The 12,300-nt window shown below is 53.2% G+C and carries 12 protein-coding genes; 5 read left to right on the top strand and 7 right to left on the bottom strand.

Features of this window, described 5'->3' with window-relative positions; genetic code table 11:
• The first annotated feature begins 368 nt into the window (after nucleotides 1-368).
• Nucleotides 369-890, top strand: a complete 522-nt coding sequence (locus K6N12_RS18380) for a hypothetical protein (RefSeq protein WP_130748038.1) — start codon at nucleotides 369-371, stop codon at nucleotides 888-890.
• A gap of 207 nt (nucleotides 891-1,097) precedes the next feature.
• Here K6N12_RS18380 and K6N12_RS18375 read toward each other — a convergent pair whose 3' ends face one another.
• From K6N12_RS18375 to K6N12_RS18365, 3 genes are all read right to left on the bottom strand, one after another.
• The gene (locus tag K6N12_RS18375; protein ID WP_222148928.1) at nucleotides 1,098-1,715 is read right to left on the bottom strand and encodes a hypothetical protein; all 618 of its coding nucleotides are present in this window, start codon (nucleotides 1,713-1,715) and stop codon (nucleotides 1,098-1,100) included.
• A gap of 208 nt (nucleotides 1,716-1,923) precedes the next feature.
• On the bottom strand, nucleotides 1,924-2,610 hold the full coding sequence (locus K6N12_RS18370) for a hypothetical protein (RefSeq protein WP_130748036.1): 687 nt from the start codon (nucleotides 2,608-2,610) through the stop codon (nucleotides 1,924-1,926).
• 120 nt (nucleotides 2,611-2,730) lie between these two features.
• On the bottom strand, nucleotides 2,731-3,156 hold the full coding sequence (locus K6N12_RS18365; protein WP_130748035.1) for a hypothetical protein: 426 nt from the start codon (nucleotides 3,154-3,156) through the stop codon (nucleotides 2,731-2,733).
• 801 nt (nucleotides 3,157-3,957) lie between these two features.
• Here K6N12_RS18365 and K6N12_RS18360 point away from each other — a divergent pair.
• Nucleotides 3,958-4,314: a hypothetical protein gene (locus K6N12_RS18360; protein WP_222148927.1), complete on the top strand. Its 357-nt coding sequence runs from the start codon at nucleotides 3,958-3,960 to the stop codon at nucleotides 4,312-4,314.
• A gap of 262 nt (nucleotides 4,315-4,576) precedes the next feature.
• On the opposite strand, the gene K6N12_RS18355 is transcribed toward K6N12_RS18360, so the two are convergent.
• The 4 genes from K6N12_RS18355 to K6N12_RS18340 form a co-directional block, all read right to left on the bottom strand.
• Nucleotides 4,577-5,113, bottom strand: coding sequence for a hypothetical protein (locus K6N12_RS18355; protein WP_222148926.1), 537 nt, complete (start codon nucleotides 5,111-5,113; stop codon nucleotides 4,577-4,579).
• A gap of 313 nt (nucleotides 5,114-5,426) precedes the next feature.
• On the bottom strand, nucleotides 5,427-6,053 hold the full coding sequence (locus tag K6N12_RS18350) for a hypothetical protein (RefSeq protein ID WP_222148925.1): 627 nt from the start codon (nucleotides 6,051-6,053) through the stop codon (nucleotides 5,427-5,429).
• 46 nt (nucleotides 6,054-6,099) lie between these two features.
• Nucleotides 6,100-6,753 carry a hypothetical protein gene (locus K6N12_RS18345; protein ID WP_222148924.1) on the bottom strand — a complete coding sequence of 218 codons (654 nt, stop codon included), beginning with the start codon at nucleotides 6,751-6,753 and terminating at the stop codon, nucleotides 6,100-6,102.
• A gap of 148 nt (nucleotides 6,754-6,901) precedes the next feature.
• Complete coding sequence (locus K6N12_RS18340; RefSeq protein ID WP_222148923.1) at nucleotides 6,902-8,176, bottom strand: ComEC/Rec2 family competence protein; 1,275 nt, start codon at nucleotides 8,174-8,176, stop codon at nucleotides 6,902-6,904.
• A 542-nt stretch (nucleotides 8,177-8,718) separates the two neighbouring features.
• Between K6N12_RS18340 and K6N12_RS18335 the strand changes: the two genes are divergently transcribed.
• The 3 genes from K6N12_RS18335 (at nucleotide 8,719) to K6N12_RS18325 (ending at nucleotide 12,276) form a co-directional block, all read left to right on the top strand.
• Nucleotides 8,719-9,546, top strand: coding sequence for a hypothetical protein (locus K6N12_RS18335; protein WP_222148922.1), 828 nt, complete (start codon nucleotides 8,719-8,721; stop codon nucleotides 9,544-9,546).
• Nucleotides 9,543-11,837 (top strand): UvrD-helicase domain-containing protein, encoded by a 2,295-nt coding sequence (locus tag K6N12_RS18330; RefSeq protein WP_130748029.1) that lies wholly within the window; start codon nucleotides 9,543-9,545, stop codon nucleotides 11,835-11,837. The genes K6N12_RS18335 and K6N12_RS18330 overlap by 4 nt, the downstream gene beginning before the upstream one ends.
• Before the next feature lie 169 nt (nucleotides 11,838-12,006).
• Nucleotides 12,007-12,276, top strand: a complete 270-nt coding sequence (locus tag K6N12_RS18325; protein WP_222148921.1) for a transposase — start codon at nucleotides 12,007-12,009, stop codon at nucleotides 12,274-12,276.
• The last annotated feature ends 24 nt before the right edge of the window (nucleotides 12,277-12,300 follow it).

Below are 12,300 nucleotides of genomic sequence, written 5' to 3'. Positions count from 1 at the left end.
GTCGCCTTGACAGGTGACCCTGGCGCGAACAAATATGGAACAATGAAACATCCTCGCGGAATAGAGATCGGACGGCCAAGGCGTGACGGAATCACCTATATCGGGCCAGTCGCCGACCCGATCAGCACCGCGATTGACGACGCGCAAAGCTTCATGGCGCTAGGCGGCATGTGCCCCTCTTGCGAGCGCGAAGCCTGGATTGATCGCCACGAGCTGCGCCGCAAATGGGGAAACGCCATGCTCAATTCGTTGCAGCCTCGTTTGCGTTGCCTTGGTTGCGGGAACCGGCAGGGCAATAAATGGATTACGGTCCAGCTTCCGCGCTGATAGGTCAATCGGATAGTGGCGGCGATTTGAGGGAATAGACGATGCGATATATCGATACGGCCTTTGGAATGCTGGATTTCGCTTGGAAGATGTATGACTACGCTCTTGAGGGCAAAATCAATCTGGAAGAGTTGGACAAGCCATTGTCGTTCGAAGATGGATCGATGGTCTACGTCCTGCCTGACAAAATATTTCACAGCTATGACGATCTGATTCAGGCCTGCACAAACAACTTATCAGTTGCTTTTGGTGCAGCAGCGATCACCTTGAACAGATCCCGCGAAGAGATTGGCATTCGTTTAGCACCAGTGATCGAAACTGAAATCGATCAGTTTGCAGGGCTCGCCTACTCGATAAGGTGCGCCTTTGCGCACGATATATCGGAACCGAAATGGGATATGCGCCGGGATCGGTATCGACGGTCATACAGTTTCGGCGGCATTGAAGTGGACCTTTCGAACATCGAGCGAGATCAACCGTTCCGCTACGAAGACATCGGCGGGCCAGATGTTCTGATCGCTATGAAGCGGTATTTTCAAGCCGAAGTTGGTGTAAGCCTATAGCGATGGCGATCACCTTGTAGGTTTTCTCCCCGTTGCCATGGTTGCGGGAATAGAGATAGAGATTGGGCCAGTTCCCGCGCTGATACTGAATTTTGGGGTTGATCGATCAGCCCGAATGGATTCTAACGCCCGTCGCGGTGAACCTGATACCCCCAATGCGCAGGCCCATCGAAGAGGCCCCTGTCACGAGGCAGGGGCTTCTTGTCTTTATTTGCCGAGGGCACCCATAATCATCCCGAATGCGAAAGCCCAGAACATGAGGCCGAAGAAGAGGCCGACGAAAGCCGAAGCCGTGCTTGAAATAATGCCGTCGCCAGCCATGCGAGCTTTCCGCCAGCCGTGCATTGTCAGGAACACCGGAGCCAGGGGCGACCGGATCAGAAGCGAAAACCCATATTGCAGCGCTGGGATTATCAGATCGCGACGCGTGATGAGGGCTGAGATCGCCAACGTTGAACAGCCGACGACAAAAATTCCTAGCCAAATCGTTCCGACCCACGAATGTGTCACGACATCGAATGGCTTTGGAACGCTTTGCAGCCAGAGCAGCAGTGCGTAACCGGCGACGATAGGAAGGAAACCTACGACCGTCAGCCCCATGAGCGTTACCAGGAAAGCATCACGGCCTAGCGCCTTGGCTTCTTGTAGCGCCTTCACGCTTTCCCGGAGCAGATACAGCGCAAAAACTATGACGGCGTAGAGGAAGAGAAGCGCACCGCCGATTATCGCGATCCATTTGATTGCGCCCGTTACCGCTGCACTGCCGAACAGCAAAACGCCCGCGATAATCGCCAGGAGAATATTCGTTGTTTGTCTGCCGCCCATCTCTCCCCCCGGAGCGCCTATGAGCCGGGTATTGCGATCACGCTTCAAGAACGTCGTAAGGTCATCCCGTAGGATCGCGAGCCAGGGCAAATCGTGTCATCGAATACGGGAAATTTCAATCCACCCGACAACTTGCAGTCAAATTTTCAGCGGGGCGTTCGTTTGTCCGTAGTGGCCCTTGCGAGCCGTCGACATAGATCGCATAGCCTTATGCTACACCAAGACGAGAGGAGGGCTTGCCGCAGTGGCTGCACTTCAATTTTCCTCGAAACGTCTCTAACGACAGCCCTTTATCCGCATACGGTTTCAGACGGGCGGGGGGAAAGATCACACCGGCCTGGTTTTTACACCCTACCGTTGAACAGCCAACGCGCATATCCACACTGCTATCGGCCCAGCTGCGCAAACTTTGCGTCGAGGCCTCTAAGTTATCAACGATAGCAGCGAGTCTGACAATTTCACGGGGAATCCAAGATTCGGTTTCCCCGGGTGGAATAGCGACCGAAGCCCTATCCGCTTTAAATCTTGTCTCTTGCGGAGGTGACCTCTTGCCCCGTTTATACCCGGTGGAAGTATCGCGGGATGCCATAGCGACATAATCGTAGTCGCCGCTTGTGGCCTCGAAAACAACAGCCAAAGAGGCTTCTTTGCGATGCAGAGAGACGCTTTGCGCCTCGTAAAAAAATTGAACAAAATCCTCTAGCGGATATCCATCGTAATTAGAGTAAGAATAAACGTAAATTTGATGTCGAGTAAGCAAATAAGACCAATACTTGGTGCCTAAATAAGCAATTCTAGCCAAATCTTTCAAAGAAACCCCCGCTATCGAGGGGCTCTTGGCTTTGTAATGCGGAGCTATCACGACGTGATCTTCATATATGATAAGGTCGCGCATCAACATACTCTCAGGATTCGGTCTATTAGATCGATACACCGTCGTTGTTAAACGCGAAACGAAACTGTGCAAGGCTATTTCAAGCGGAAAACGGCATGCCGAAGCCACTGCGTGCGCCAATCACGAGGAGGACGCTTTTTGCTGTCCATACCTTCCTTGCGACCCGTCGGCATAGATCGGCCCACCCATGGGCGGCAGATCGACAATGCGCCCGTCGTCGTCGCGGAACGGGGCAGCGAACGCCGCGTGATCGTCGCAGCGGGTGGCGGCGATGGAAACCCCCATCCTGAGACGGCCTGGCTTGCCGCATTCTTCGCAGATCGTCAGGGACCGTTTACGGAATTGTTCGGTTATCGCCTCGATCCGATCCCGGCGAGCGTGACCTTGCCAGTTGATCGAAAGCTGCAGGTATCCGAGCTTTTCCTTGCCGCCGACAAGGCGAGCTTTCCAGGCGGCGGGGAGGGCACCGATCTCACCTTGGGCTTCTTGGATCAAGCCGAGCCAGCCGGATCGGAATGCCCATCGTTCGCTGATTGGTTCGCTCATGCCGCCTGTCCCTGTTTGGGATCATAATTCTCGATTTCGAGTTGATCGACAAGCGACAGATCGAAGAAGGGGGTTTCACGTTGTGCTGGCGTCAGAACTTTCGACTATTTGCACAACCTTTTAGACCGTCAACTATTGCCAGGAAGGGCGAACAGCGGCACAGATAACCCCATCCTCTCACAAGGGGATAAGGACCGCAGAGGGGAAGGAAGGGCTTTGGATGCCGTTTCCTTCTCTCTCCGCTTCGCCAGTTGCGGTTCTTTCACGGATAGTTTGGACCTATCCAAGCGACGGGGGTGGAAGCCGCCATATCTGCAAATCGCGTGATTCCACATTGCCCAAATTGTGCAGATCGACGCAAGCAGCTAACAGCAGTATTGCAGAATTATCCCGTGGTGATTTCGCCGGTCGGCGTGCAGCAACGGGAAATTACCGACTTAGAAGACCGGGTTGAAACCAAGCTATGTTGAATATCGAACCTGGCTTCAAAGCTTCGTTTTGCAAACGTAGGTTATGGGAGTATCTTGTTACTCGGAGAGTTCTGGGAGTTTCGACGCCTACCCACACCGATGGGTTGCCTCTCGATGAGCACAGCAGGATGGATTTTGCCACGTGGCGGAGCACGGAGGTCCCATCCGCGCGGTCGGCGATAGCGCCGATGTTCGACCCGCTTCCATACACATCATGCGAGGGCCCTTGTAGCGCAAGAGACCTACCTGACCCTCTTGTAGCAAAAACAACTGAACGAGGTATCGCAACCTCCCGGCGTTTTTCGAGGGGCTGCCTCTAAGGAGGTATGCAATGACACTCGCCACATCAACAATATCACTGATCACACTTGGGGCGATCTCCGTCTGCACCATCGTTCGAACCGACGCCCATGAAGCGAAGAGCGGCTGGACCTATCCTCCGGCGTGCTGCAAAGCTCAGGGTTTGCTTGGAGATTGTGAGGCCATTCCCTCTCAGGACATCAGTCGAGGGCCTCGCGGCTTTTCCGTCTTCCTGCATGCGGGCGACCACCACCTCGCGACACAACCACACCTGTTCTTCATCCCGTATGGGGACGAAATCCCCTCCGGAGATGGCCGATATCATATCTGCCTTCATCCAACGGAAAACGACGTGAACTGCTTCTTCTCGCCGCCTGACAGTTCCTAACCAGCTTTGCAAGCGGGGCAGCCGCTAGCTGCTGTCAAGGGCAACTGCCCGGTTTAGCTTTCCTGTATCGCTGGCGCTGATCGCAATCGGGCAACTCTTTGATATCGTCCAGCCGGAAAACGTCCGCGTTGTCCTGGCGGTCTCGCAGCCCTTTATAAGCAGCGTGCCGCAGCTTCAAATCTGGCGTCCATTGTCGATATTAGATTTCTGCGATAGCAGAGTGCGGCACTTCCTGTGAAGGTTTACCCTCGTTTCGCACTCGTCACCGGACATCCTTGATAAATTCGATTAGCTCCGCATCGTTAAAGTGTCGAATTTCGTCCGGCTCGATAAAATTCGCGACCCTCCTTGCGCAGACCAACAGGATTTCAAATTGTTTTTGCGTGAGATGTCTGCCGAAATAAGACTCACTGGCCATGAACTCTAAATCCTCATCGAGCATATGTTCTTCTTTGTCCTTGGCCGGGAGCTTTGGCAAGTTTTCGAGGAGCGATTGCAAAAGCTCTTCTCGGTGAGCGTCCGTCATTGACTGACGCGCAGCTTGCGACGCCAGATTGCCTGAAGTTTCATCTTCCTGTGGCAGAACAACCGAAGTGTCTGGGCCGTCGGTCTCCTCAAAATCTTCCTCGATCTCCTGCGAGAAGTCGGCGACGAACTTGTATCTGCGGGCCTGGATCGTGGCGATATAAGCCATCGCATCCCAATTGAACCGGTTTCGATAAATTGCTTTACGCTTCTCGAATCGCATTTCGGTAAGCCAGACACTCTCAGGACGCGCGAGGATGTCCTGCAGGGTCACGTCGCTCGTAAATGTGAAGCGAGGCGCGTGCGATTTGATTTGCTCCTTCACGTAGGCGATACGTTTGAGAAAATTTACAGGGTGAGCGGTTCCCGCGAAGCTGTTGCATTCTCGGCAAGCCGGAAGAAGAAACCCAAGGTTTCCATAACTCGCTGGAGGGAAATGCTCCTCAGAGTCTGCACGCTCACCACAGTAAACGCACTGGTCGCCATGAATTCTGACTCTAAACGCATTCCGCAACGATAAATCTCCGTTCAAAGACATAGAATCGCAGGTTCTGCTTCTGAAGATGCGCCATCATGCCAAGCACCGATCAGGCCTCATTTCTCTCCGGAGTGGTAGGGAGTAGCGGCACGTCATCCGCATCGACGACGATTTCCTCTTCGTTCTTACCCGTCAGCAGGTCTTGGCGGCGGAAAATTTGAACTTCACCTTCAATGCCGATTTCTGCCAGCTGCCTATCCAGCTCTTTTGATCTTTCCCTGTCTTGTCGATAATCCTCGTGTATGCGTTCTTCCTCCTCCATGAGAGCGTCTAGATACGTTCTCGTCGGGAAGACTGGCTCAAATCCAAGCCATTGCCGGATCGAATTATTCTCTTCAACGTCATAGACTCCCTGCTGCCGGTAGACTTCATGCCTCATCCGAGAAACTTGGTTCACCACATAGGCCGGAAGCCTATTTGTCTCGTAGGCCGCCACGGCCTCGCGATAAGTTTCCGTTTTGAGGCAGCGACGGCAGGTTACCGAGAAAGGGCGCAAGTGCGTGTTTTCCAGCTCAAGCGCGATGTCTCTGAACTCAGTCTGGAAGGCAGGATCGCAAGCCGCACGAGATACAGTTGTGTAGCCGTCACTGTAGACGGTAACGTGTGTCGGAAAGAGATGTCTGCTGATCGCACCGCGATCTCTTTTTTTGCTGAAGTCAAAGACCGAAAGCCGCATCTGATCCACCACCGGGTGTACAGGAATCTAAACCGATGCCAGCCCGTTATTGGGTCGCAATGGCGTCAGCGATGATGCCATCGTTGAGCATTACGCTGCCGATCTTGCCCCTCACGGTGATAGAGCAGCCGCCATCGCAGTTTTCCAGGATGTATTTCCGCTCTTTCCGCGACAGCTTTTTGTTGTCGACGAAGAGCCTATTGGTGCTGAACGCACTGTCCCCAAGCATTGCCATGTCGCCCATCGTGATAAGGACGCCGGAAACTTCCACCTTCTTGCCTTGCATCTGTTTCGCATCGAGCTTGACGTCCGTGAGTGACATAGCCTCGTATCCGCCAGGCTTTACATCAGCGGGTTTCGCCGCGACAGCATCCACGGTTTTCAATGAAGCTGCCAAGCGCAACACGGTCGCAGACACGCCGTCGTTTGGATGCGCCGAGCATTCTCCGACCACCTTCTTTTCAAACTCGCCAAGACCCGAAGTGTTGGCGCTTTCGAAATCAGCGCCGGTCTTTGCGAAGTAGGAACCCATCAGGAAACCGGCCGCCTGGGCGAGGTTTACATTACTGCTCGATTTCATTTTGTCAGTTGAGGAGATCGACATGAAGTCGGCCACGAAATTCTTGCATCGATATTGGTCTTCGCCATGCGCTGAAAACGCGGCACTCATAAAGAGTGCGAAACAAGCGATAGTCCTCATAAAAAGTTCCCCCCGTATAGCGAGCGGCAATCTGCTCGAAAACAATAAGGGTTGCAACCGAAGTCGGCGGATACCGCCCTTCGTGCAACTTGAGAACGGCGATAGCGGACAGCTTTGTACATCTGGCGGCAGTCCAAGTGGGTTAAATCTAAACAAATTTGCGATCCCCGCGAGGCCCAATCCCAGGGCTTCGCGCCGTCGGACGCCAATCACCCCATCCAGATTTGAAGTGGGCCGTTTCGGTTGTTGGGTTTGGATGGCGATAAGTATTGCCTGCTCCAAACGACACCGCCGCGAAACCTACGTTACCGGCCCGCGCTATTGGGATGCTGCCAGAGGACATTGCTGCTCCGTGATGGCTGACGAGCAAATAGTCGACGGGTGCTCTCACAGGGGCCGGAAGATTTGAATAGTCAGCATCGCCTGTCAGCAGTGCCTCTCGTCCTGCAGACAATTTCACTCTCAACGCGAGCCCGGTATTATTGGCGTTTCCAGACTTCCCGCTACATTCAACAATCGACAGATCGGGACTTGTAAAGCAGGCACCGCTTGGCCACACGAATAGGTTTCCGCGTTTCGCAATAGCAATCGCTATTCGGGCTGCGCCAGGACCAAGTCGCTGACTGGGGACTATCCATTTGGCATCGTAGAGACTTTTGATGGTGCAGGGGGCGTGCAAATGGTCCCAGTCCCAGTGAGACAGTATCACGATCTGGTCTTTCGCAAGGTCAACGTCAAGCTTCTTGGGAGCTGTATATCCGTTCCATGAGACAGGAAGGCCAGTATCGAAATGGAGGTAGGATCGGCCCTCCTTGTCGACAAATGACACGAAACTGGCTTGTCCGACGTCGCGAACTACGATCTCCGTAGGAGCAGCGATTGACTTGAAGATTGGCTCGATATCGCTCCATTTCCTGCCTACCGTGAAGCGGTTCGAAAGCTCCGCAATGCTCGTCGGCAGCGGTTCTTTCGCAGAGGCTGCGCCCAGTGATTTGGGTGAGGGGCCTGAAGGCGGCGACAACGGGTCAACAAGAGGGCTGCCGCCAACGGTGACGACGCGCGTTTGGGCGTAATATCCAAGAGGTCCCAGTTGCGCTTGCCAAGTCATCAATCCATCTCCGCTCGGCTCAATCTTCAGGCGAAACCATGATCCTACAACCGGTGGAGCCCCCATGACCTCTTCAAACCGACGCGGCGTCGTGACGATACGGGTCAACGCGAAAGACTTGAACTCCTTCTCGTCGAAAAGCTCACCTTCCGGGTTCCTGGAATCATCGACTTGATCGGCATCTACACCATCAAATTCTATGGAGGCTCGTCGGTATGGAGATGCGCTCAAAAAGTCGATGCGGGACAGACGGGCGTAAAGGGCTCGCGGTCTGTCGTCTTCAGGGAAAGTGGGCGTAGGTATATCGATTCTCAAGGGTTGGCTCCATCAAGCAATTCACGTCATGATGGATAGTGGATTGGCATGCACATCCCCATAACATCAGATAATTGCTATCGCCTCGACCTCTTATAGGCAACGGTTTTGGAACCCCGACGACGGCAAATAGTTTATGGGCCGACGAACGGGAGACCGTGGCCGTCGGAGCGAGATGGACATCGGCCATACCTTGATGACATTGGGGTCAGGATCGCTTCGGAGTGCCTGCGGCCGGGCGTGACGGTGAATGAGATGGCGGCCTGCTATGGCTGGGGGTCGTGGCGAACAGTAATAGCTGCCGGGATGCGCCATTAGGCGACGCCAATCTGATCATGTGAAGTTGACTGCGAGCGGTTGCTGGTCCTACCCAGAGTGGATGACAAACGCAAGCGATGTGGAAAGTTGCATCGGCTATCTGGAGGGCAAGCTGCGTGCAGTAAAGCCGGTGATTGATTGATTTCGCGGAAAGCGCTAGTCCTTTTTCAACTTATGATCCACAACATGCGTAAGAAATTTCGCATCCTTCCTTATTGAACCCGATGAAACTTACTGACGCACGCATTGGCAAGCTCGACCAAGGCACCATCTTCACCTGCGCGAGGGCCGAGCGGTACCGTAACCAACACGTTTATGGTCTCGTTATAACGGCTCGTTGTGATATCGATCAGGCAAAGTTCCCAGTTTTGAACTATATTCCAGTTGTGACCCTGGATGATTGGCTGATGGTTGATGGCTTGGACATCATCAGGGATCGCGCTGAGAAGGAGGCTTTGGGTAAGATCAGGAACTTTCTGAAGGCGCAGTCAGTCGCAGAGAGTGTGTTGATTTCGCAGACGTTGCGCGAATTGCTATCAACCACATTCGCGGATTTAAAAAAGAAAGAGCGAGAAAAATTTGAAGATTTGATTGGCGACTACGACCTTGCGTCGTCCGGTTTTTCGATGGACCACGCTGGTTTCTTCGCTCGATTTGAAAGTCTGAAATCCGGCGTGATTGATGAACTTATCAAGCATAAGGTCGGAGGGTACTATTTTCTACCTAGTGTGTATCCTGGCGAGGCGAGGGACGGTTACGTAGCGCTGCTTCGAGAAGCGACATTCGTCCCGCGAAATCTTGCAATGCTAATTGCAGAGGGGCTTGAGCAAAGCCGGTTTGAGAAGGACGCAGCACTATCCACCACTAATTGTCTCAGCTTCTCCCGCGACGACTTCGCCATGCCGATCAGCCAAATTCCGTCGCCCGAAATCGAACACCTCTTGCAGAGCTTCTCCCTGATGTTTGGACGCATTGGTCTAGACGATCCTGATCCCGAGCTGGTGAGCGTTCTACGCCAGCGAATTCCAAACCGTGCAGGGGTTACAAAATGAAGTTTTTGATCATTGACGATGCTGCAGTCGACGAAATTGTTTCCAGTAGGACGTTGCAGTCTACCGAGTTTGAGCAAGGAAAGACATTTGCCGCAATTCTGCGCGGCCAAGTCCGGTCGGCGACGTTATCGGCTACACTTTCGATGATCACAGACGCTGATGGAATTGCCTTATTCAGCCCGAAAGTGTCAAAGGACTCCAAGTTCGTAGTTATCGACATCGAGCAGGCGAGGGTCTTTGACAGCTTAAACGAGTCGGAGGCGCTTTTTGCCACTCAAAAACTCTTGAGGTTCATCAAGAAGATTTGGAACGGTCTGAGCCTGACGCATTCGGAGAAAATGATCTCCGGTACTTCGAAGTCGGTCTTATTCCCTTTTCAGTATCGCCCCACACCCTTCCGCATCGTAATTGAGCGAGAGCCGATGACTAATCGGCTGGAGAAACGCGGCGTCGCTGGCAACTTCCTGCTAGTCTATAAGGCAGGCTATGAATCGGGGGAGGCGGCAAAAGAGACCGCCGAACTTACAAACTTTAGAAAGGCCTTCGAGGCACTGCCGCGATTTAGGGAGACCGTCCGTAAGGCGACCGACGATTCCGCAGCCGCAGTCGGCGTCAAAGAACTCCAGGTTTCGTTTCTTGATAATGCCAGCGATGGAAATTCTTCGATCTTTAGAGGGTTCGATGAATGGCTGCCTATGCTGACATCGCAGCAAAAAAGCTTCATTGAAGCGAAAATCGTAGGGCCTCACCGCATCGAAGGCGCGGCTGGTACCGGCAAGACTCTGTGCCTCATGTTGAAAGCGGTCAGCGCTCTGAGGGAGAGGGAAAAGAACAATGAGCCATACCGAGCGGTTTTCATTTCCCATAGCGATGCGACCAAAAAATCCGTAAAGGAGTTTTTATCGGTTATCGATCCACAGAAATTCGCTGAACGTAACGATTCAATCGAATCACGGTTTTTGAAGGTCTGCACTCTGAGCGAGCTTTGCGCCGAGCAGCTTCGCCAGCACATCAGCGCTTCGGAATTCATCGACAGAGACGCGATGGAGTCGAAGGGGCTCCAGCTGCTTTATATCGCTGAAGCCTTTGAAAAGGTGATGAAAAACGACTATGCCTCCCATAAGCGCTTTCTGTCCTCGGGGTTCAATGAATTCCTGTCTTCGGAGGACAGCTGGAAAGTTGCTGAAATGCTTCAGCACGAGATTAGCGTTGTTCTCAAAGGACGCGCGTCGGAGGATTTTGATAAATACAAGAAAATTCCCTACCTTGCATACGGTCTTCCCATAGCTTCAGATGCGGACAAGGGCTTTGTATTCACCGTCTTCAAGGAATATCAACGCCGCTTGGGCGAGTCCGGGCAGTTCGATACGGATGACGTGGTGCTAACCGCCATTGGACAGTTAGATACGCCCATTTGGCGTCGTAGACGGGCCAAAGAGGGCTTCGACGCCCTATTCATCGATGAGACCCACCTGTTTAACATGAATGAGCTTCATATTTTTCATTACTTTACAAAGCAGGAGGGGCCCTACCCAATTGTCTATTCGGTGGATAGGGCGCAAGCCGTTGGTGACCAGGGCTGGAACTCGCAAGATATTGAGCAATCAATCTCCGACACTGATCACGCTCTTCAAAATCGATTGAATACTATCTTCCGTTCCTCTCCGCAGATTGCAAGTGTCGCGTTCTCCGTGGTTTCCTCCGGGGCGACGCTTTTTACGAACTTTGACAATCCGATGGAGAAGTTCTCGTCGGCTTTCACAGAGGTTGACGAGAAGCATTCGCAGGAGCCACAATACTTTAACGCCGCCAATGAAGATGCCTTGATCGAAAGTGCATTTGAGAGGGCGGACGAATTACAGCGGTCACTTGGTTGTAGGAAAAGTGACATCTTAATTGTTTCTCTTGATGGGGAATTGCTTACTCGACTTGAGAAGTATGCTTTGGACAAGAACAAGCCCGTATTGCTGCTTAAGAAGCGCGGCGATATCAAAGCAATTGAAGCGGCAAAGAAGTCCGGCCAGTTGGTTCTGGGGCATGCCGATTATGTCGGAGGGCTGGAGTTTTTGGCTGTGGTCGTCGCCGGTCTAGATCATGGCCGAGTTCCACCCGCAGGCGATCAAACGTCAGAGAGCAGCAAAAACTTCTTGTCATACTCTTCTCACAACCGGCTTTACGTTGCCATATCCAGGGCGAAATACCGCCTGGAATTCATTGGTGAAAAAGCGCGAGGGCCGAGTAAGCTGATCGAGCCAGCGATCCGAGCAAATCTTGTGCATGTCGTGAACTAGAGCGACGGTGGCTGTCGGCGATATCGCCAGACGCAGCAGATCGCGGGCGAAGATCAACGTTGGTGCACGAGAACGCCGTCAGTATCGTAACCGATGTTCCACTCCCACGTTGTCCTCTTGGCCCTAATCTGTGATCGCCATCCCATGGACCAGCAAAGGGAGTTTCTCCATGGAGAGTTCATTGGAGTTTCTCACAACCAGGAAGTCTGGACGTGAGGTTCACCGGCATTGGCCGGACGAGGTCAAGGCGCAGATCGTTTCGGAAAGCTTGAGACCTGGCGCGATGGTGAATGAGGTCGCCGAGCGCTATGGATTGCGGGCGAACCGCCTTTCGACTGTCAATCGGCTTGGTAACGGGACCCCTTATCGGCTCCCAAAAGTGACCCCTGCCTCTGGTTGCATAGGGTCAGCGCGCGTAGGCCCGGAGCTTTTCATTTAGCGCAGGGGCCTGCGGGCGCGGGTT

Origin of the sequence: Rhizobium redzepovicii, assembly GCF_019793435.1 — a bacterium.
GTDB classification, from domain to species: Bacteria; Pseudomonadota; Alphaproteobacteria; order Rhizobiales; family Rhizobiaceae; genus Rhizobium; species Rhizobium redzepovicii.
Note: the sequence above shows the minus strand (reverse complement) of the source record. Positions and strands in the feature narration are given on the sequence as shown.